This is a genomic window from Nocardia heshunensis, from assembly GCF_054782115.1.
The window spans coordinates 147,824-167,236 of sequence record NZ_BAAGTC010000027.1; the positions used below are offsets into that span (position 1 = coordinate 147,824).

General features: G+C 68.8%; 18 protein-coding genes and 1 pseudogene. 7 read left to right on the forward strand and 12 right to left on the reverse strand.

Annotated features, from left to right (window positions below):
• Window positions 1-61 precede the first annotated feature (61 nt).
• Window positions 62-1,654, reverse strand: coding sequence for a condensation domain-containing protein (locus tag ACYVN4_RS41670; protein WP_460729204.1), 1,593 nt, complete (start codon window positions 1,652-1,654; stop codon window positions 62-64).
• Window positions 1,655-1,780: 126 nt separating this feature from the next.
• A complete protein-coding gene (locus tag ACYVN4_RS41675) occupies window positions 1,781-2,191 on the reverse strand; it encodes a hypothetical protein (RefSeq protein ID WP_460729206.1) in 411 nt (136 codons plus the stop codon).
• A 357-nt stretch (window positions 2,192-2,548) separates the two neighbouring features.
• Here ACYVN4_RS41675 and ACYVN4_RS41680 point away from each other — a divergent pair, with 357 nt between their 5' ends.
• Window positions 2,549-3,259, forward strand: a complete 711-nt coding sequence (locus ACYVN4_RS41680) for a Mut7-C RNAse domain-containing protein (protein WP_460729208.1) — start codon at window positions 2,549-2,551, stop codon at window positions 3,257-3,259.
• Window positions 3,260-3,281: 22 nt separating this feature from the next.
• Here the strand turns inward: ACYVN4_RS41680 and ACYVN4_RS41685 are convergent, their stop codons facing one another.
• From ACYVN4_RS41685 to ACYVN4_RS41715, 7 genes are all read right to left on the reverse strand, one after another.
• Complete coding sequence (locus ACYVN4_RS41685; protein WP_460729210.1) at window positions 3,282-3,794, reverse strand: MarR family winged helix-turn-helix transcriptional regulator; 513 nt, start codon at window positions 3,792-3,794, stop codon at window positions 3,282-3,284.
• Entirely contained in the window at window positions 3,794-4,798 is a 1,005-nt protein-coding gene (locus ACYVN4_RS41690; RefSeq protein ID WP_460729212.1) for a pyridoxal phosphate-dependent aminotransferase, read from the reverse strand. Before ACYVN4_RS41690 ends, ACYVN4_RS41685 begins: the two co-directional genes overlap by 1 nt.
• Window positions 4,799-4,811: 13 nt before the next feature.
• Entirely contained in the window at window positions 4,812-5,822 is a 1,011-nt protein-coding gene (locus ACYVN4_RS41695) for a 3-oxoacyl-ACP synthase III family protein (RefSeq protein ID WP_460729214.1), read from the reverse strand.
• 2 nt (window positions 5,823-5,824) lie between these two features.
• Window positions 5,825-6,484 carry an SRPBCC family protein gene (locus tag ACYVN4_RS41700; protein ID WP_460729216.1) on the reverse strand — a complete coding sequence of 220 codons (660 nt, stop codon included), beginning with the start codon at window positions 6,482-6,484 and terminating at the stop codon, window positions 5,825-5,827.
• Complete coding sequence (locus ACYVN4_RS41705) at window positions 6,481-8,322, reverse strand: thiamine pyrophosphate-binding protein (RefSeq protein WP_460729218.1); 1,842 nt, start codon at window positions 8,320-8,322, stop codon at window positions 6,481-6,483. The genes ACYVN4_RS41700 and ACYVN4_RS41705 overlap by 4 nt, the downstream gene beginning before the upstream one ends.
• A 234-nt stretch (window positions 8,323-8,556) precedes the next feature.
• Complete coding sequence (locus tag ACYVN4_RS41710) at window positions 8,557-9,780, reverse strand: serine hydrolase domain-containing protein (RefSeq protein ID WP_460729220.1); 1,224 nt, start codon at window positions 9,778-9,780, stop codon at window positions 8,557-8,559.
• Between the two features lie 11 nt (window positions 9,781-9,791).
• Window positions 9,792-10,874 (reverse strand): Lrp/AsnC family transcriptional regulator, encoded by a 1,083-nt coding sequence (locus ACYVN4_RS41715; RefSeq protein WP_460729222.1) that lies wholly within the window; start codon window positions 10,872-10,874, stop codon window positions 9,792-9,794.
• Between the two features lie 50 nt (window positions 10,875-10,924).
• Between ACYVN4_RS41715 and ACYVN4_RS41720 the strand changes: the two genes are divergently transcribed.
• The gene (locus ACYVN4_RS41720) at window positions 10,925-12,163 is read left to right on the forward strand and encodes an MFS transporter (RefSeq protein WP_460729224.1); all 1,239 of its coding nucleotides are present in this window, start codon (window positions 10,925-10,927) and stop codon (window positions 12,161-12,163) included.
• Window positions 12,160-13,398, forward strand: coding sequence for an amidohydrolase (locus ACYVN4_RS41725; protein WP_460729226.1), 1,239 nt, complete (start codon window positions 12,160-12,162; stop codon window positions 13,396-13,398). The genes ACYVN4_RS41720 and ACYVN4_RS41725 overlap by 4 nt, the downstream gene beginning before the upstream one ends.
• A gap of 45 nt (window positions 13,399-13,443) precedes the next feature.
• Here ACYVN4_RS41725 and ACYVN4_RS41730 read toward each other — a convergent pair whose 3' ends face one another.
• Window positions 13,444-14,373, reverse strand: coding sequence for a LysR family transcriptional regulator (locus ACYVN4_RS41730; RefSeq protein ID WP_460729228.1), 930 nt, complete (start codon window positions 14,371-14,373; stop codon window positions 13,444-13,446).
• 110 nt (window positions 14,374-14,483) lie between these two features.
• On the opposite strand from ACYVN4_RS41730, the pseudogene ACYVN4_RS41735 reads away from it, so the two are divergent.
• From ACYVN4_RS41735 to ACYVN4_RS41745, 3 genes and pseudogenes are all read left to right on the forward strand, one after another.
• Window positions 14,484-14,714, forward strand: a pseudogene (locus ACYVN4_RS41735) (indolepyruvate ferredoxin oxidoreductase subunit alpha); the annotation flags it as partial.
• A gap of 25 nt (window positions 14,715-14,739) precedes the next feature.
• Window positions 14,740-15,525 (forward strand): class I SAM-dependent methyltransferase, encoded by a 786-nt coding sequence (locus tag ACYVN4_RS41740; protein WP_460729230.1) that lies wholly within the window; start codon window positions 14,740-14,742, stop codon window positions 15,523-15,525.
• An 11-nt stretch (window positions 15,526-15,536) separates the two neighbouring features.
• Complete coding sequence (locus tag ACYVN4_RS41745) at window positions 15,537-16,547, forward strand: nucleotidyl transferase AbiEii/AbiGii toxin family protein (protein WP_460729232.1); 1,011 nt, start codon at window positions 15,537-15,539, stop codon at window positions 16,545-16,547.
• 3 nt (window positions 16,548-16,550) lie between these two features.
• Here the strand turns inward: ACYVN4_RS41745 and ACYVN4_RS41750 are convergent, their stop codons facing one another.
• Window positions 16,551-17,222 carry an SGNH/GDSL hydrolase family protein gene (locus ACYVN4_RS41750; protein ID WP_460729235.1) on the reverse strand — a complete coding sequence of 224 codons (672 nt, stop codon included), beginning with the start codon at window positions 17,220-17,222 and terminating at the stop codon, window positions 16,551-16,553.
• Window positions 17,223-17,231: 9 nt separating this feature from the next.
• Window positions 17,232-18,665, reverse strand: coding sequence for an MFS transporter (locus ACYVN4_RS41755; protein ID WP_460729237.1), 1,434 nt, complete (start codon window positions 18,663-18,665; stop codon window positions 17,232-17,234).
• A 103-nt stretch (window positions 18,666-18,768) separates the two neighbouring features.
• On the opposite strand from ACYVN4_RS41755, the gene ACYVN4_RS41760 reads away from it, so the two are divergent.
• Window positions 18,769-19,398, forward strand: a complete 630-nt coding sequence (locus ACYVN4_RS41760; protein ID WP_460729239.1) for a TetR/AcrR family transcriptional regulator — start codon at window positions 18,769-18,771, stop codon at window positions 19,396-19,398.
• Window positions 19,399-19,413: the final 15 nt, after the last annotated feature.

Sequence of the window (19,413 nt, forward strand, 5' to 3'; positions counted from 1 at the left end):
GCAGGCCACCCGGGCGGTTGTCACGGTGTGCGCCGGAGACTTTCGAGAGCGCGCGCATGGCTCACACCCTGGCCGGAGTCTGGGTACGAGGCGGTTGCGCCGGTGCTGCCGCGGGCGCTTCGGCCGGGGCGCCCGGAATCCCGAAAGGTTCCAGGGCCGCGGCTGTTCGGGGCCCGGCGGCGGTGCCGGGGAGCGCCGCGGTGACCTGATCGGTTTCGCGGCCCTGGATCTCCGATGCGGTGGGGATCGCGGGGGCGGTGGGGGTCTCGGGGAGCAGACCGTGGGCGAATTCCGCCATGGCTCTGGTGAATTCGGCGAGGAAGCGATCCATCTCCACGGCCGGGAAGGAGGCGGGGAAGCGGGTGGAGAGGCGGAGGCCGTCGGCGGCGCGCACGATCCAGAAGAAGACTTCGTCGCCGGAGTAGGACTCGGCGCGCAGCGTGTGGCCGCGCAGGGATTCCACGAGTTCGTAGTCGGGGAGGACGCGGATGTCGAGGAAGGAGATGCCGAAGCGGGGGCGATCGGCGCAGTCGAGCAGCTCCAGCACGCGGGTCCAGGTGGCGTCGTTGGCGATTCGGGAACGGCGCAGGGTGCTGCGGGTGGTTTCCAGGGCGCTGTCGGCGTCCAGGTCGGGGGCGAGGGTGATGTCGATGGGCACGACATTCACGAACCAGCCCATGGATTCCAGGTAGCGCAGGTCCGGGCGGGTGGCGATGGGCATGATGGCGCGCAGCGAGATGTAGCCGAAGGTGCGGCGGTAGGCGATGGCAAGCGCCGTGAAGACGGCGACCGAGAGTCGATGCCCGCGCGTGGTGACGGCCTGCTCGACCGCTTCGAGTTCGGTCAGCGACAACAGCTTTCGGGAGACGCTGGCCTGCGGCCGGTGCGAGACCGCGTCGCCGGACGGTGTGATGGCGGGTTCGAAGCGCGGCAGCATACCGCCGGAGCCGTCCAGGAACCGCCGCCAGTAGCGCACCGGCTCGCAGTCGGTGGTGAGGCCCGCGGCGGCGGTGCGCTCCCAGTGCGCGAAGTCGGCCGAACTGCCGAAGGTCGGCGATTCCCGCACCGGCTCGCCCGCGGCGACCGAGCGGTACAGGCTGCGCAGCTCCAGGATCACGATGGCCTGCGAGTAGGCGTCCATGACCGAGTGGTCGGCGGCGACCAGCACGGTGAAGTCGCCGGTGTCGGCGTGCTCGACGGTGGCCAGCAGGCAGTGCGGCCAGTGCAGCGGGGAGAGCCGCGATTCCAGTGTGCCGGTGAGGTATTCGTTGATCTGCTCGGATTCGGTGATGTCAGCCACCGGCTCGTCGACCACGGTCACATCGGCCGCCGCGCAAACCAACCGCCCAGGCTCGCCGGACCCGGCCGGGTCGTCGAGCGTGGTGCGCAGACCCTCGTGGCGCGCATGCCACAGCCGCACCGTCTCGCGCCAGTGCCCGGCGTCGAGGGGCGCGTCCATTTCGAAGATGGTGCCGATCCAGCGCCCGCGCCCGGGGCGCGGGTCGGCGACGTCGGCATCGCGGCAGTGCCGCACATGCACGCTGGTGAAGGGTCGCTCATCGGTGACCCAGCGCGACCCGGCGGCCAGGTCGGCCTGCCACAGGGTGAGTGCGCCTGGGCGCACGGCGAATTCGGACAGATGGGTGTAATCCACGACCGGTCTCCCTCATCTAATTCCACCTGGAACAGCCTGTTTGAATTCCGTAAATAAATCAGTCCGAGCGAAACCCTCGCTCCCGAACCGGTTTATAAGCTGTCCGGCGAATTGAAAGCTATTGCTCTACTTACCGGAGGATCCAGCGCCCGCTGCGGCGCTGCCGGTCCCCAATGCCTGTGCGGCCGTGCCACCGGCCTGCGCCGAACCGCTGGCGGCGCCGCTGCCGGTGCCGAGCAGTCCGAGTACCGTGCCCGGCCCCGGGAAGAGCCCGGCGATGCTGCCGCCCGCGGCACTGCCGGTGCCCAGCGCCCCGGCCAGTCCGGCGGCGGTGGAGCTGCCGGTGCCGAGTGCGGCACTGCCCGTGCCGAGCTGCGGCAATACCGAGGACTGCGGGGGCGGTGCGGGGGTGTCCGCGCCGACGGGGGCGGGAGAGTCGCCGCCCGCCGGCGCGGCGGTAGCCAAGGCCGGCGCGAACAGGGGCACACAGATGCCCGCGAGAAGTACGGCCGCACGGGCCATCCGGGATGCATTCATGGCCTGTTTTCCTTTCGCCTTCATCAGGACAAGCGCCGGGGGACGGCGACTTGGTGGTCGCAGGTCGGTGGTGTGCGGCGGCGACGCTGCCGAGAATGGCACCCGATGGGAAATACTCCTTCGTCCATCGGTGGGTCGTAATCGACCTGCGCACCAAGAAAAACACCAACGTTCCAGCACCGCAACCCTTAGGTGTGCAAACAATTGGTTAACGAATTGTTCTCATTTACTTCGACTGTGCTTCAGGCCACTAACCCACAGAATTTCGTCGCTACTTCACTTTTCGCGCCGCGCCCGGGCCGATCAAGATCGAAATTGAGTTGCTCGCGGGTGCCCGGTTTCTGGGATCCTGGGCTGGTGAACGCAGGGGAAATCACCGTCGAGTTCGCGCCCGAGTTGCGCGTCTTCGTCGGGCAGCGCGACGGCTCGCCGATCCGGATCGACGGCACGTCGACGCTGGGGCACGTGGTGGAGTCATTGGGTGTGCCGCTCACCGAGGTGGGCGGGCTGACGGTGGACGGTGAACCGGTTGCGGCCGGGCATATTCCGGCCGCGGGCGAGACCGTCACGGTGTCCTCGGTGGCGCGTCCGCAGCCCAGCTCGGAGCCGCTGCGCTTCCTGCTCGACATCCACCTCGGCACCCTCACCCGGCGGCTGCGCCTGCTGGGAATCGATGCGGCATACGAGAATCCGGACATCGGCGACGCCGCGCTGGCGGCCCGCTCGGCGGCCGAGCAACGGGTGCTGCTGTCGCGCGACCGCGGCCTGCTGCGTCGTCGCGAAATCTATTCCGGCGCTTACGTCTACAGCCATCAGCCGGCCGAACAGCTGGACGACGTGCTGTCCCGCTTCGCACCGCGGCTGGCGCCCTGGACCCGCTGCACCGCATGCAACGGGGTGCTGCGGGCCGCCGAACGGGACGCGGTGCGCGACCGGCTGCCCGGCAACACCGGCGAGAGCTACGACTCCTTCGCCCAGTGCGTCGACTGCGGGCAGACCTATTGGAAGGGCGCGCACCACGCGCGCCTGGACGCCATCGTGGCCGACGCCCTGGCCAAGTTCGCCTGACCGGTTCGGCGGGTCGATCCGGTCAGCGGGCGCGGGCGGCGGCCGCGGCGGCATCCAGCCGCGCACCCAGGGCCTTGACCTGATCGCGCATGGCCTCGATGTCCTCGAGCGGCACGCCGACCAGGTCCAGCACGGTCTGAATCATGTGCTGCGCCCCGTGCTGCAGTTCACGACTGGCCTCGGTGGCGTGCAGCACCACCGCGCGGCCGTCGGTCTCACTACGCACGCTCTCGACCAGGTCGCGCGACTGTAGTCGCTGGACCAGCGGCGAGAGGGTGCCGTAGTCGAGGTGGACCTGCTCACCCAGTTCCTTCATGGTGATGCCGGGCCGTTCCCACAGCGCCAGCAGCACCAGGTACTGCGGATAGGTGAGCTTCATATCGTCCAGGAACGGCCGGTAGGCCGCGGTCATGGATCGTGACGTGGAGTACAGCGCGAAGCACAGCTGGGCGTTCAGCGACAGCAGCGCGTAGTCGATCTCCTCGTCCGCTCCGGCCCGATGCCCGTCGGGTGCGGAAGGCGGATGTTCGTGCATTACAGCACTGTACTGCGGACCGTGGCGAGTACCGCATCGGTGGCCACGCGATCGCCGACGGTGATGCGGATACCGGTGGGATAGGCCTTGACGTGGATGTCCGCGCCCGCCAGCGCGGTTGCCACCGCATCGGCCTGCGGGCCCGCCACGGTGAGATAGGAGAAGTTGGCGTAGCTGTCGGGCACGCACAGGCCGAGTTCGCGCAGTCCGGCGGTGAGCCGGTCACGATGCTCGCCGAGCATCGCCACCCGTGCCTCGATCTCCGGCTCCGCCTCGTAGCAGGCGCGCACGGCGACCTCGGCGAGCGCGGTCATCCCGAAGGGCAGTTGCCAGCGGGCGACGCGCTCGATGAGCTCGGGTGCGCCGATGCCGTAGCCGACCCGCAGCGCCGCCAGGCCGTATGCCTTCGAAAAGGTGCGCAGCACAAGCAGATTCGGGTAGCGCTCGAGCAGGGCGAAGACGTCGATGCGGTCGCCCGCGGCCACGAAGTCCACGTACGCCTCATCCAGCACAACGGTGACCGAGGTCGGGATCTCGCCGAGGAAATCCTCGAATTCCCTTGGCGTGATCAGTGTTCCGGTCGGGTTGTGCGGACTACACACCACCACCAGCCGGGTCCGCTCGGTCACCGCGGCGGCCAGCGCCGCCAGGTCCTGGCGGCCTCCGCCGGTGAGCGGCACCGCGACCGGCCGACCACCCGCCATCGAGACCAGGATCGGATACCCGTCGAAGGTGGGGGTCGCCATCACGACTTCCGCACCGCCGGAACCGAATTCCTGCACGATGTGCATGATCACCCCGGTCGCGCCCGCACCCACCACGATCCGGTCGGGCGCGCAGCCCAGCCGCTCGGCGATGAGCCGGGGCAACCGCTGCGGCAGGAACTCCGGATAGCGGTTGGCCGAGGCCAGCGCCCGGCTCAGCGCCTCCCGCACCGACGGCGGCGGCCCGTAGGGAATCTCGTTGAGCTGCAACCGATGTCCGGCCGTCACCAGCGAGGTCATGACGCTCGCCTCCTCAGCGCCCACCCCAGCGGACCGCGGCGGCCCCGGCGAAGTCGCCCGCGTGCGCGAAGCCCGCGAGCATCACCACCGACCCCGCGGGCACCCGGCCCTCGTCCACGGCCCGGTCGAAGGTGACCGGAATGCCCGCGCCGAACAGGTTTCCGCAGTCGTCGAAGGTGTCGGGATGCTTCTCCGGCGGCAGCTGCAACGCGTCACGCCAGTTGCGCAGGAAGGCGCGGTTGGGCTGGTTGGTGACCAGCAGGTCCAGGTCCTGCGAGGCCACGTCGATGCGCTTGCACACCGCCTGCGCGACCTCCGGGACCAGCCGGTTGCCGCGCTGCAGCACCTTGGCGATCTTGGATTCGGTGAAGCCGACGTGCATCTGCCCGGTGCCCGCCTCCCAGTAGCGGCGCGGCGGGTCGGCGATGACGGTCATCTGCCCGGCGAATTCCGGCAGGTGCCGGGTCTCGATATCGAGGATCGGCGAATCACCGGACTTCACCAGCAGTCCCGCGCCCGCGCCGTCGCCGGGGATGGCGGCCTGCGCCTTGCCACGCACCTGCTCCTGGGTGAACACCTGCCCGGCGACGTTCTGCACGGTGACCACCAGCGCGGAGCGGGCGTCGGAGGACAGCAGGATCTGCCGCGCCAGTTTCATGCCGTAGACGAACGACGCGCAGCCGCCGTTGTGCAGATCGATCAGCCACTCCGGCTTGATGCCCAGGCGATTGGCCACCTCGCCGCCGTTGCCGACCACGCCGAGCTCCGGGAGCTGGGTGTGCACGATGAGAATATCGATGTCGCGCAACACTTCCCGGCCCTGACGGCCCAGGATCGGGGCGACGGCGCGCTCGGCCATATCGGCGGGCGTCTCGCCCGGGGCGACGTGGTGACGGAACTTGGGCGCCTTGAACATGAAGTTCGAGGTGACCTCGTCGGGATCGGCGTACTGCGCGAAATAGTCTGCGGGGACGATGTTCTCGGGTAGATACCCGGCCACGTCGATCAGGCTGACGGTGCTCATGCTCAGTTCATCCATTCCGGCTTGATCGGCTCGCCATTGGCGTGGCGGTGTTCGCAGATGGCCTTGAGATTGCGCAGTTCCAGCAGATGCCCGGCGGCGAAGAGGTGCCAGAAGTCGCCCACCCACACCGGACGGCCCTCGGGTTCGGTCTGCGGGTAGCCGTTCTCGTCGTAGAACGGGTGATGGCAATTGGTCCAGGTGACAACGGATCCCGGCTTGTTGAGCACCAGCTGCGCGTCCACGACCCGCATCAGGTAGATCATCCACAGGTGGTCGGCCTGGTCCCAGGCGCAGTGGTAGTCCACCGTGCGGGCCTCGGGCACGGACACCGTGCGGGTGTAGATGCGGGTGTGCGAGCCGATGCGGTCATCGGAGACCCAGATCTCCGGATCCTCGGTGCGCTCGAAACCCCGCATGCTGTAGGTCCATTCGCACAGGCTGCGGGTGTCGGCCAGATACTCGAACACCTCCTGCGGCGGCGCGTCGATGTACTCGGTGACGGTGCAGTACTGCCCGTAGATCTCATCGTGCGGGTAGACCGCCCGGGTCATGTCCAGCACCAGCGGCATGCCCTCCTTGAGGGCCATCGACTCGATGCGATACACCCCCGGAATCTGCAGGTCCGGTACCTCGATCGGCTCGTCCTTGACGGTTTCGGTCATGCGCGGGGCTCCTTCAGGAAGGGGGCGAAGGGTGGGATCTCGTCGGGGTCACACTGCAGTTCGATGAAGACGGGCCCGGGTATTGCTCGCGCCTTCTCCAGGGCGTTCTCGAATTCGGTGAGGGTGCGGGCGGTCCAGGTGGGCAGGTCCGGAAACAGGGCGGCAACGCCCGCGCCGATCTCGGCGGGCCGGAATCGGTTGAAGCTGTAATCGCCGGAGTAGTAGACCTGTTCGCGCGTCACGCACATGGCGTGCGCGTTGTTGTTGAAGATGACGAAGGTGACGGGGGCCTGATACTCGAGCGCGGTGTGCACCTCGTGGCCGTGCATGAAATACGCACCGTCCCCGGCGATGACGACCGTCCGGCGGTTCCGCCCGAGCGCACACCCGATCCCGGCCCCGAACGAGTACCCCATCCCGCCCATCCCGAGCGCGATGAGAAACCGCCCGTCCTCGGGAACGCGCAGATGATGCACCACCGCCGCACCGGTATTGCCCGCATCGGCAACCACATCGGTCCCCGGCTCCAACGCCGCCTCGAGCGCCGCGACCGCCTCCCAATAGCGAACACCCGGGCCGGAAGCGCGCGGAACCACCAAAGGGCCGAGCGCGGCAGGCGCTGCTCCCGTGCGCGGATCCTGCTGCACGCCGGTGGCCTGGACGGCCTCGACAACCGGGGCGGCCGCCTCGCCGGGCAGGGCGACGGGCGACTCGGGGACGACGCGGTCCGGATCGGCTGCGGCCGAATCATGTTGTGCGGCAGAACCCGACCGGATCAGCCCCGCCACCTCCCGAAGGGCGGCGGGCAACGGTCCGCACGCGCGGGCGTGGACATGGACGAAGGGCTCCTCCGCGCCCAGGTGCACGAGCCGCGGGCACGCGGCCAGCGGACCGTCCAGTCCGGCGCGGGCCGTCATCGACATGCTCGCACCCACGAGTAGGCACAGGTCGGCCGTGGCGACCAGTTCGCCTGCGCCGGGGTGGCCCATGACGCCGACGACCCCGGCGAAGCGCGGATCGCGATTCGGGAAGGCGTCCTTGGCATCCGGGGTCACGAGGACTCTGGCATTCAGTGCCCGTGCCGCGCCGGCCAACTCCGCTCGCGCGTCAGCCAGGCCGATCTCCGGTCCGGCGATGATGACCACGCGCGCCGGTGCGGGCAGGTCGGCGACTACCGCCGCCACCGCAGCGCGAGCTACCTCCGTCATCCCGGCGTGCGCACCCGTCATCCCGGCATGCTTTTGGCCGGGATCCACACCGCCGCGTTGGATTCCGGCCAAGAGCGCGCCGGAATGACGAGGAGAATCCGCCGCCTGAATGTCCTTGGGCAGCAACAGAACCGCTGGACCTCCGCCGAGCGCGGCGTCGATCGCCCGATCCAGCTCGTCGGAAATGCCCTCCGGATCGGTCACTTTGGCGCAGTACCGCGACACCGCGCCGAAGATCCGCCGGGCATCGAGCCTGCCGGGCAGTCCACTGGTGTCCTGAAACGCGCCGCGTCCTTCGAGTGCCGTCGGCGGCTGGCCGACCAGCGCGAGCACCGGAACTCGGGAATCGAACGATTCGGTGAGGGCCGCAAGGAGATTCATGGCTCCGCCACCCGAGGTAGCGGCCACTACACCGAGCCGGTTGGTGGCGCGAGCGTAGCCGTCCGCCATGGTGGCCGCGCCGAATTCGTGCTTGGCGATCAGCCCGGTGAGGCCGGGGCGTCGATGGACGGCGTCGTAGAGGTCTTCGATATTGGCGCCGCCGACTCCGAAGAGGTGGTCGGTGTGCGCCGCGATGCGGTCGACGATGAGGTCGGCCACGGTGCTGGTTCTCGGTTCGATCTCGGACACGGTCCCCCGTTTCGCTTGACTCGTCCGCGATACATCGCACACAAGGTATCTACTCGAAGGTAAGTTAATCAACGTGTCACAGATCACATAGTTGCCCGAAAAATGCTGTTAGCCAGGGCAATTAGATGCGCGAAGACCCCGCCGCGGGACAGTGGCGGCGGGGCCCGGGTCCGGGTGCAGGGGGTTCCCGGACCGCATCTGGACGGCTACCGGCTCAGGACCGGTACACCCGTATCAACGGATGGCGGCCCGTTGCGGTTCACGGCGAGTGCCCGATGGGCGTGTCGACTTTCCGAATACCGCATGCGCCAGCCGGAGGCAGCGAATGTCGCCGTTGAGCGTGAGACCCAGCCGATTGGGGACGTAGGCGAAGGACAGACCGGTCTCCGGATCGGCGAAACCGAGCGAACCACCCATGCCGGGTGTGCCGTACGCGCGATGATCGGGCGAACCGAACGGGAAAGTGGGACAGGACTTTCGGAAGCCCAGGTGGAAGCGCGTCGTCGTCTTCAGCACGGCATCGGGGGCGGGCACCGGGCCCGGATCGGCAATGCGGGCGCGCACCGCGTCGGCGATCGGCAGCTCACCGGTGAGCCCTGCGGCATAGATGCGGGCCAGCGCGCGAGCCGAACCGACGCCATTGCTGCCGGGCAGTTCGACCGACATGATCTCCGGGCGCACGAAATCCTCCGGCATGCCCAGATCCGGGACCGCAAGCGCCCGGAAGAGCTGACCGCGGCGCAGCAAGGCCGGAATCGCTTGATTCCACGCGATATTCCGCTCGAAGCGCAGCGCCGGTCCGGTGGTGCGGGTCAGGTGCGCCATCCGCTCACCACCCAGTTCCGCATCCGAGCCGAGCGTGAAATCGACGCCCAGCGGCCGGGCGATGTCCTCGGCGATCACCTGCCGGATGCTGCGTCCGGCCGGATCGGCGCGACGCACCAGCTCATTGATGAACAACCCGATGCTCACCGGGTGGTAGCCCTGCCGGGTGCCCGGCGTCCACGCCGGTCGCTGCGCGGCCAGCACCCCCGCCACCCGATCCAGATCCCGCAGATCCGCCAGCGTCATCCGGGTGTCGCGCAGGATGTGCAGGCCGACCTGATGGTCGATGAGCTGCCGGACGGTCACCTCCGCCTTGCCGCGCGCCGCGAACTCCGGCCAGTAGCGCGCCACCGGCTCGTCGTAATCGAGCTGCCCGCGCGACACCAGCAGCGCGAGCACCAGTGCCGCAACGCCTTTCGTGCAGGAGAAGACCGGCGCGATGGTGTCGCGCTCCCACGGCAGCCGCCGCACCGGGTCGCGCCAACCGCCCCACAGGTCCACCACCGGGGTGTCGCCGTCGAAGACCGCGATCGCCGCACCGATCTCACCGTGGCGTTCGAAGTTCCGTCGGAAGGCGTCGGCAACCCGGCCGTATCCCGGCGCGACCACACCGTGCGTCATCGTTTCAGTCATCGGGAACGAGCCTAGCGAGCTGCGCGCTCCAGGCGGCGACCCCAGACATTGAATGGGACATACCCCACCGCGAGGCCGCGCGGGCCGAGGATCCGGCCCATCCGTTTGAGCGTGCGCAGGTTCAATTGGCGTTCGGTGATCCGCAGCTCCGGGAAGGCGCGCTGCAGGCGGGCTTCCAGCAGGACTCCTTCGCGGGCGCTGCGCAGCCAGCCGATGAGCATGACATTGCTGTCATCGGCGGTCGCGACACAGAGCCGGATCTCGGGCCAGCTCGCCAGCGCCGCACCGAGTTCGTCGAGCCCGGCCGCGGGCAACTGCGCCCAATAGTTGGCGGTGACCGTCCACCCGGCGGCCTGCTCCGCGAAATCGCAACGCAGCACCAGCCGCCCCGAACGCGTCATCTCCGAAATACGGCGGCGCACCGTGGTTTCGGTGAGCCCCGTGTCGCGAGCCAGGTCGGCGATGCTGCGGCGGCCATCCACCGACAGGGCCAGCACCAGTGCCGCATCACCGGGCAACGGCCGGGAACGAGCCGGGGCCGGGGTGCTCGGATCGGTCAGCAGCGTGCGCTGACCGGGGTCGAGGGCCTGCGGACGCCAATGGCTGCCTTCGACATACACGTGCACGTTGACCGCCGTGCGGATCTCCTCGACGCCGGGCAGGGCGGACAGTTCGCGCGCGACGAAATCGTCCAGGCCCGCGAGCGAGTCGACCGCGACCGACAGTTGCAGCCCGAAGCTGCCGGTGAGGCGGTCGACGCTGAAGACGCACGGCATGGCGATCACCCGGTCACAGATCTCGGTCAGGTGCTCGGCGCGGCAACGCAATCGCAGGTAGGCGATGGTCGCGAACTCCGGCGCGTAGGCGGTGATCCACGCCAGGCCCGCACCGGTCAGCTGCTGCCAGCGGCGGGCGGCGGTGGTGGCGTCGATGCCGAGCGAGGCGCCGATCCGGGTCCAGGAGGCCCGCGGATTGATCTGCAGCGCGTTCACCAGATCCAGGTCGCGCTCATCGAAAGCGGCGAGCGCGGCGGATTCCGGCACGACGCTCTCATCGATGGCGGTATCCGGCGAATCCGCCGTATCCTCGGGCATGGGGCCCAGTGTGGCAGTTCAGCCACTCCTCCCGCCGTGAAGGGGCTTGGATGCCACGCACCACCCGGATAACCATCATGCTGCTGTTCGCGGCGTGGGTGGTCGATTACATCGACCGGACCGTCATCAATTTCGCGCTGCCGTCCATCGGCGACGATCTCGGTCTCTCCCACACCCAACAGGGTCTGCTGGTGTCGGTGTTCTTCATCCCGTACGCGCTCATCCAGATTCCCGGCGGGTTGCTGGCGGACCGCTACGGCGCGTTGAAGGTGGGCGTCATTGGGCTCACGGCCTGGTCGGTCTTCACCGGATTGACCGCCGTGGCCTGGTCTTTCGCGGCGCTGATGAGCATCCGCTTCCTGTTCGGGTTGGTACAGGGCGTCTTTCCCGCGGCCGCCATCAAGGCCTTGGCCGAACGCAGTCGGCCCGAACAACGCACGACCGCGGCGGGCTGGACCAATGCCTCCAACGCCGCGGGCCTGCTGCTGGCGGCGGCGATCGCCGGGGTGATGCTGCCGACGGTGGGCTGGCGGGCCATGTTCGGCGTCATCTCGGTGCTGGGGGTGGCGGTGATCCTGGCGTGGCGGCGGTGGATGCCGGAACCGCTGGTGCAGGACGAGATTCCGATGGCGGGCCTCGGCGACAAGACCGAACGCCGGGCGGTGTTGTTCTCCCCCGCACTGCTGGGGTTCGCGGTTATCTTCTTCGGCTATGACGTGCTGGTGTGGGGTGTCACCTCGTGGACACCGACCTTCCTGCACGACCAGCGCCACATCTCCATGGGCCACATCGCCTTCGCGGCGGTGCCGACCACACTCGCCGCGGCGGCCGGGGTGGTGCTCGGCGCGCGGCTCTCCGACCGGATCGGCGGGCGGCCGCGGATGATCGTGGTCCCGGCGATGGCCTGTACCGCCGCACTGCTTTTCGTGCTGCCGCGCGCCGAGCCTTTCCCGCTGTTCGTGCTGGTGGGCACGCTGATGAGCCTGGCCGCCGGGCTGGCCTACATGCCCGCGTTCGCGGTGCCGTTGCGCGCGCTGCCGAGCGCGACGATCGGGGCGGCCACCGGGGTGATCATCTTCGGCGGTCAGTTGGCCGGGGTGCTGGCCCCGGCGGCCTTCGGGTTCATCACCGATCGGCTTTCGTACACCACGGCTTTCGAAACAATGGCCGCCGGACCGCTGCTGGCCCTGGTCGCAGCGGCCCTGGTCCCGCAAACCGCCGAGGCGTTCCGGACGAAGCTGTCCCGGCGCGCACCGGCGCCCGTCCCCTCGAAGGAGAGTCTCACATGAGCGCATCCGCCGCTGCCGCACCACGGCTTCTGGACGGCGAGCACTGGCAGCAGGTGTATCGGCAGCTGCACGCGCACCCGGAGCTGTCGAGCCAGGAGCACGCCACCGCCCGCCTGGTGGCCGAGGAGCTGCGGGCGCTGCCCGGCTGGGAGGTGACCGAGAACGTCGGCGGCACCGGCGTTGTCGGCGTGCTGCAGAGCGGTCCCGGCCCGGTGATCTGGTTGCGGGCCGATATGGATGCGCTGCCGGTGCAGGAGGAGACCGGCCTCGACTACGCCTCCACCGTGCCCGGCGTCATGCATGCCTGCGGTCACGATGTGCATGTCACCGCGCTGCTCGGCACCTGTGCGGAGCTGGCCGCGAATCCGTTGCCCGGCACCGTGGTCGCACTGTTCCAGCCCGCCGAGGAGACCGGTTCGGGTGCGCAGGGGATGGTCAATGACGGTCTGCTGGAACGTTTTCCGCATCCGCGCATCGTGCTGGGCCAGCATGTGAGCCCGCTGCCCGCGGGCATCATCCTGTCCAAGCCGGGGACCCTGATGGCCGCCTCCGATTCGGTTCGCGTCACCTTCCTGGGCCGGGGCGGTCATGCCTCCCAGCCGCATACGGCCATCGATCCGCTGCTGATGGCGGCCTCGCTGGTGGTGCGCCTGCAGTCGCTCACCGCCCGCCAGACCGCGACCGCGTCCACCCCCGTGCTGACCGCGGGCGCGCTGCACGCGGGCACCCGGCCCAATATCATCGCCGACACCTCCGAGGTGCTGCTGAGCCTGCGCACCTTCACCGACGGCTCCCGCGATCACATGATCGAGGGCATCCAGCGCATGGCCGAGGCCGAGGCCGCCGCCGCGGGCGCGCCCCAGGAGCCCAAAGTCGAGTTCTACGACCACTTCCCGGTCACCGAGAACACCCCCGGCGACACCGAACGGGTGCTGGCCACCCTCACCGAGGCGGGACTTCCCGTCATGCCGATGGAACGCCCCATCACCGGCAGCGAGGACTTCGGCGCGTTCGGCACGGCGGCCAAGGCCCCGTCCGTCTTCTGGCACATCGGCGGCATCGATCCGGCCCGGTTCACCCCGGAGGATCAGGCGTTCATGCTGTCGGAAGGCGCACTGCCGCCACACTTCCCATCCAACCACTCCCCGCGCTTCGCTCCGGACCCCGGCCAGGCGCTTCCCACCGCCATCACCACCATGGTCACCGCCGCGCGCGCCGAACTGACTCGCCCCTGACCTCGAGCCCTGGTCGAAATCGTCTGCCCGACAACGCTGGTCGGCCTAATGCCTGCGGGTACGGGCCGCTTCGATGCGGGCGGCGAGTTCGACCAGGTCGGCGGCGGGGCCGGTGGGCGGGGTGCGGCGATGCCAGATCGCACGGAACTTCCTGGTCAAGGTCATCTCCTCGGCCAGCGGTATCTCACGGAGCGTGCCCGCCCGCAGTTCGTGAGCCACGATCAGGCGGCTCACCACGGCCGGGGCGGCACCGCTGCGGGCAGTGGTGAGAATCGCCGCGGCGGAACCGAGTTCGGCGGCGGGTGGGGCGGGCGTGCCGTGCATTTCCAGGGTCTCCCACACCGTGTCCCGGGTCCCGGAGCCCTTCTCCCGCCACAGCAGCGGGGTGTCGGCGAGCTCGCGCGGGGTCAGGGCGCGGCGGCGGGTGGCCCACGGATGGTGGGGCGCGACAACCACCACCAGCTCATCGGCGGCCAGCACCCGGCTGCCCAATCCCGTTGGCGGCTGCGGTCCTTCGACGAAACCCAGTACCGCCTCGCGATCCCGGACGGCGGTCGTGACCTGACGGGAGTTCGCCACATCCAGCGTCACCGCCAACTCCGGATGCAGCTTCCGCAGCGCCGTCAGCCAATGCGGAATGCGATGGTCGGCAAGCGTCGTCGAGGCCAGGATGCGCAGGCTCGAGCGCGGAACGCTCTGCAATGCCTTGATGCCGTCGGTCAACTCCAGCGCCGCCGCCAGCACCGGCCGTCCCAGCTCGACCACGGCCTGCCCGGCGTCGGTCAGCACCGAACCCGTCCGCCCCCGATCCAGCAGCCGCAAACCCACCCGCCGCTCCAGCGCAGTGACCCGCATGCTCGCCGCGGGCTGACTGATTCCGTGCCGCCGCGCCGCGGCCCCCAAACTCCCCAACTCCGCCACGGAAACCAGCAGCTCCAGCGACTCCAGATCCGGCGTCCCCGACGGCAAGCTCATAAGCCCACCTTATGACGTGATCGCGTTCGGCGCCCTAGCCACTCCCCCGTGTCCGCACCAGGATCATTCGTATCCGCAAGTCGCGGAGACGAAAACCGAAGGAGCGCCCCGTGACATTCGTGATCGGAGCCGCCTGTGTCGATGTGCTCGACAAAGCCTGCCTGGAAGAATGCCCGATCAACTGCATCGCCATCGGCGAGCGCATGGCCTACATCAACCCTGACGAATGCGTCGACTGCGCCGCCTGTGAACCGGTCTGCCCGGTGGAGGCGATCTACTACGAGGACGACGTACCCACCGACCAGGTCCACTTCATCGCCGAAAACGCCCGCTATTTCTCTTGACCGGCGGTCCTATCCTGGCCGAATGAGCCAATTCAGCAATGCGGGAGCGGATCAGGAGCTTCGGGAACGACGGGCGCGGTCGTTCGGAGCGGAGGCGGCCACCTATGACGAACATCGGCCGGACTATCCGGCGGCCGGAGTGCGGTGGGCGCTGGAACCGGTGGCGGGCGACAAGGTACGAGTGCTCGACCTCGCGGCGGGGACCGGGAAGCTCACCGGGGTGGTCCTCGCCGCGGGCGCGCAGGTGACCGCGGTCGAGCCCGATGACGGGATGCGTGCGGTGCTGGCGGAGCGGTTTCCGGAGGTGACCGCGCTCGCCGGGACCGCGGAATCGATTCCGCTGCCGACGGATTCGGTGGATGCCGTACTGGTGGGCCAGGCCCTGCACTGGTTCGATCTGCCGCGCGCGTTTCCCGAGATCGCGCGGGTGCTGCGGCCCGGCGGTGTGCTGGCGGCGTTCTGGAACGAACCCGACCTCTCCGTGGAGTGGGTGGCCGGGCTCGAACAGGTCTCGCGGTCGAATGCGTCCTTCCCCTCGGCCAAGCAGTCGGGCGAGCTACCCAGCCATCCCCTGTTCACCCCCTTCGAGACGGCGACGTTCCCGCATTCGCATCGGCGCACCGTCGAATCCCTCACCGCCACCATCGGAACCCACTCCCACACCCTCGTGATTCCGCCGGACGATCGCACGGTCCTGCTCGATCACATCTCGACGTATCTGCACAGCCGACCCGAGACGGCCGACGGCCCGTTCGAAATGCCGTTGCGCACCATGGTTATTCGCGCCGTTGTCACACCCCTGCCCTAGCGTCGCGAGGTGTGGAGAACTCACCGCGGTTTCGTGCCGCGCACCGGTCCGCGCTGGATCATGTACTGGCGCTGATCGCCGAATCATCGTGGGGGCGTGGGCTGGTGCTGCGCGGGAGTATGACCATGGCCGCGTGGGTGGGTGCGGCGGCGCGGGAGCCGGCGGATCTGGATTGGATCGTGCCGGAGCCGACCGATATCGCGTTCACCGATACCGCGGATCCGTTCCCGTTCGTGGAAGACCTGTCCTGGGTGCAGCATTGGCCGGAGGCGGCGTTCGGCGCGGTCGACGGCGAGATGTGGGAGGACGAGCAGTTCGAGACGTTCGGGCTGCGTCCGGCTCTGCCGCCGGAGGGCCTGCACTGGGTGGATCTCACGGACTACCTGGAGAATCACACCTGGACTCCCTTGCGGGACTGCCTGATCGAGACGATTCGGCGGCAACCGGTGGCCTCGGCGGGTGTGGTCCTGAGCGCCGACGGCATCGAGACCGGATCCTTCGAGGACTATGCCCTCGACTACGGCGACACCCCGGGCCTGCGCCTCCATGTCCCCTGGTACACGCTGGGCCCCGAGCCGATGTCCGGTCGCATCCAACTGGATTTCGCGGCCGACCAGGCCGTCTTCGACTCACCGGTCTGGACCCTGATCCCGCGCGGTGAGGGTCGCGCGCCCACCCCGTGCGCCACGGCCGGGCCGGAACTGTCGCTGGCCTGGAAGCTGTTGTGGCTCTACACCGATGCGCACGAGGTGGAGATCTACGGTGACGGTTTCGACGGCGGCGCGGGCAAGGATCTCTACGACGCCGTCCTGCTGGCGGAGTCCCCACGCACCCACCTCACCCGATCCTTGTTACGCAAGGTGTTCGGTGACAGGACAGCGGATTTCGAGGCCGAAGACATCCTGGCCTGGAAGGTGGACTGGGATAGGTTCCGGCGCAGGCATCCCCAGGTGTCCGGCGACAAGCGGGAGTGGCTCGAACGATTGGCCCGAGCCCTCTCCCGCATTGCCGCGCACTCTTGAGGATCAGCGGCCGGTCGAGAGCACGTGGGCGAGTTCCTGCACCGCTACGGCCGCCATCACCGCCTGGCCCGAGGTCGAGAAGTGGATTTGATCGGCGCTGACCAGGTTGTCGCGGTTGTTGAAGGGGTGATCCCACATATCGAAGACCACCGCCCCGTACTCGGCCGCGAGTCGGCGGGTGATGTCGGTGACCGTCCGAATCCGCTTGTCCCAGTCGGGATATGCGGGCACGACGAACGCACGCCCCATCGTGAAGGTTGTCAGTAGCGCACCGGTGTCGGCCGCGAGCCGGTACATGCGTCGCATGGTCCGCTCGATCTCGTCGAAATCGGGCTCCCGCCGCAGGATGTCGTTTGGACCACTGGGCAGATGCAGGAGATCCGGCTCGAAGTCGAGCATGCGGTCGAACTGGTCGGCCAGGGTCCGGGCCGTGGTGGCGCCGATCTCGGACGTGTTGAGGTACCGCATATCCGGGCGCACCCGCCGCAGCACCTCGGCGACCCGGTCCGACCAGCCCAGGTTTCGGTAGCCGGGCGTGGGCTCCCCGACACCGGCCGACAGGCTGTCGCCGACCACCCCGAATCGTCGCCAGGGCGCGGCGTACAGCAGGCCCGCGGCGGTGAGATCGGAGAGGCAGTAGGGGTCATTCTGTTCTGTCAGAGCACTATTCGGCATCGTCGACTCCTATTCCGGCCGACGCGAGCGGGGCGTGATGCCGAATGCCGTTGCGGCACCGACCACCGCGACGATCGCCACGAACACCCACCCGTGCCGGAAGCCGGTCACCATGCGGTCCGCGGTGGTATCGAGCGAACCGAGCACCGCGATCAACACCGCCACCCCCAGCACATAGCCGAGCTGGCGGGCGGTGTTCACCACCGCGCTGCCGGTGGCCGACTGCTCCGGTGGCAGATCGACGGCGGCCGAGGCGATCATGCTGGGCAACGCGAGGCCGATACCGATACCGGAGATCACCCAACCGGGCAGCACATCGGTGGCATAGTGCACCGGCGTACCCGCACTGGCCAGAACCAGTAGGACACCGGCGGCCAACAGCAGATTCCCGAGAGCGACAACGGCACCCACCGGCATGCGCTTGATCAGCCGCTGGCTGACGGCCGCGAAGATCGGCACCATGCTCGGCCCCGGGAGAATGGCGAGCCCGGTGGCGATGGTGCTGAAGTGGGCCGAATTCTCCAGCCACAGCGCGATACTGAGGAACCACGCCCCGAAGGCGGTGCAGAACGCCAGCACGGTGATATTCGCCCAGACGAAGGTCGGCACCCGGAACAAGTCGGGCGAGACCACCGGATTCGGTTGCCGCACAATCCGAATCACGAACCAGGCCACCCCGATCACCGCGATCACCAGCGTGGTGATCGTCGCGCCACCGTGCCACGACCAGTCGCCGCTCTTCACCAACCCGAGTGACAACGCACCGATGGCCACGATCAGCAAGGCCGTCCCGAACAGGTCGGGCAGGCGAGAAGGCATGCGCTCGTGCCGATTCGGCACCAGCCGCACCGCCGCGACGGCCGCTGCCACGCCCACCGGCAGGTTGATCAGGAACACCCACCGCCAGGACGCCTCGACCAGCGCCCCGCCGACCACCGGGCCGACCGCGGCGGCGAAGGAACTCGTCGTCGCCCAGATCTTCACCGCGCCCGGCACCCGAGCTCCCGGCAGCACCGTCAACAACAGCCCCAGGCTGGCCGGGGTCAAGGCGGCCGCGCCGACCGCCTGCACCACCCGGAACGCGACCAACGCCCACAGGGTCGGTGCCACCGCGCACGCCAGGCTCGCCAGCGTGAAAACGCCCAGCCCGACCAGGAATCCGGCCTTGCGCCCGAACCGGTCGGAGAATCGGCCCGCCGGAATCAGCAGCGCCGCATAGACGATCGCGTACCCGTTGAGCACCCAGCTGACATCCGCCAGCGACGAACCCCGGTAGGACTCACCGATTTTCGTGAAGGCCACGTTCACGACGAAGACGTCGAGCATGGCCATGAACGCGGCCGAACACAGGATCCACACGATCGCCGTCGAACGATCGCGAGGCGGCGGCGAGGCCGCCGATGCGTCCGCGGTCGCGTTCCGTGCGGTAGTTACGCCATCCATCAGGCTCCCCTTCTCGTCAGACGAAAAAAAAGAATACGGTCGGGCGTATGTACATCGCAAGGGTTGCGACCATCGGATCGAAAAACGGCATACGATCGGCTGTATGGACACTTCCGAGGCCGAGACGAGCGCCGAAAGCGGTGATCGGCGATTGCTGCGCGGGGCGCGATCACGACTCGCGGTGACCGAGCGCGCGGTCGATATCGCCTCGACCGACGGCCTCGACGGGCTCAGCTTCGGCCGACTGGCCGACGATCTCGGGGTCAGCAAGGCGGGAATTCAGACGCTGTTCCGGACCAAGGAGAAGCTGCAGCTCGCGACCGTCGAGGCGGCGCGAGCGGAGTTCCTCGACGCGGTCGTGCGGCCCGCGCAGGACTCCCCCGCGGGCGTCGCCCGGCTGCGCGCGCTCGTCGATCGCTGGATGGATTACGTCGTCGCGCCGCTGTTCCCCGGCGGTTGCTTCTGGGGTGCGAACCTCCCGATCTTCGACAGCCGCACCGGGCCGATCCGCGACGAGCTGCGTCGGCAGCGACGGGAGTGGGTCGAGATTCTCGCCACCCAGTTCCGCGCGGCCCTCGCCGCCGGTGAGATCGCCCCGATCGATCCCGATCTGGCCGCCTTCCAGGTCAATGCCCTGCTGACCACGGTCAATCAGGAGCTGCGCCTGGACGACGAGAACAGCGTGGCCATGGCGCGCCGGATCATCGACGGACTGCTCACTCCCGCCGCCTGATTCGCGCGTCCGGCC

Bases quoted from the DNA above. Each gene is read 5' to 3' on its own strand.
- ACYVN4_RS41685 (WP_460729210.1), bottom strand. From the start codon at position 3,794: ATGCACGAACATCCGCCTTCCGCACCCGACGGGCATCGGGCCGGAGCG.
- ACYVN4_RS41720 (WP_460729224.1), top strand. From the start codon at position 10,925: ATGCCACGCACCACCCGGATAACCATCATGCTGCTGTTCGCGGCGTGG.
- ACYVN4_RS41760 (WP_460729239.1), top strand. From the start codon at position 18,769: ATGGACACTTCCGAGGCCGAGACGAGCGCCGAAAGCGGTGATCGGCGA.
- ACYVN4_RS41715 (WP_460729222.1), bottom strand. From the start codon at position 10,874: ATGCCCGAGGATACGGCGGATTCGCCGGATACCGCCATCGATGAGAGC.
- ACYVN4_RS41690 (WP_460729212.1), bottom strand. From the start codon at position 4,798: ATGACCTCGCTGGTGACGGCCGGACATCGGTTGCAGCTCAACGAGATT.
- ACYVN4_RS41710 (WP_460729220.1), bottom strand. From the start codon at position 9,780: ATGACTGAAACGATGACGCACGGTGTGGTCGCGCCGGGATACGGCCGG.
- ACYVN4_RS41750 (WP_460729235.1), bottom strand. From the start codon at position 17,222: ATGCCGAATAGTGCTCTGACAGAACAGAATGACCCCTACTGCCTCTCC.
- ACYVN4_RS41675 (WP_460729206.1), bottom strand. From the start codon at position 2,191: ATGAATGCATCCCGGATGGCCCGTGCGGCCGTACTTCTCGCGGGCATC.
- ACYVN4_RS41725 (WP_460729226.1), top strand. From the start codon at position 12,160: ATGAGCGCATCCGCCGCTGCCGCACCACGGCTTCTGGACGGCGAGCAC.
- ACYVN4_RS41730 (WP_460729228.1), bottom strand. From the start codon at position 14,373: ATGAGCTTGCCGTCGGGGACGCCGGATCTGGAGTCGCTGGAGCTGCTG.
- ACYVN4_RS41700 (WP_460729216.1), bottom strand. From the start codon at position 6,484: ATGACCGAAACCGTCAAGGACGAGCCGATCGAGGTACCGGACCTGCAG.
- ACYVN4_RS41740 (WP_460729230.1), top strand. From the start codon at position 14,740: ATGAGCCAATTCAGCAATGCGGGAGCGGATCAGGAGCTTCGGGAACGA.
- ACYVN4_RS41695 (WP_460729214.1), bottom strand. From the start codon at position 5,822: ATGAGCACCGTCAGCCTGATCGACGTGGCCGGGTATCTACCCGAGAAC.
- ACYVN4_RS41755 (WP_460729237.1), bottom strand. From the start codon at position 18,665: ATGGATGGCGTAACTACCGCACGGAACGCGACCGCGGACGCATCGGCG.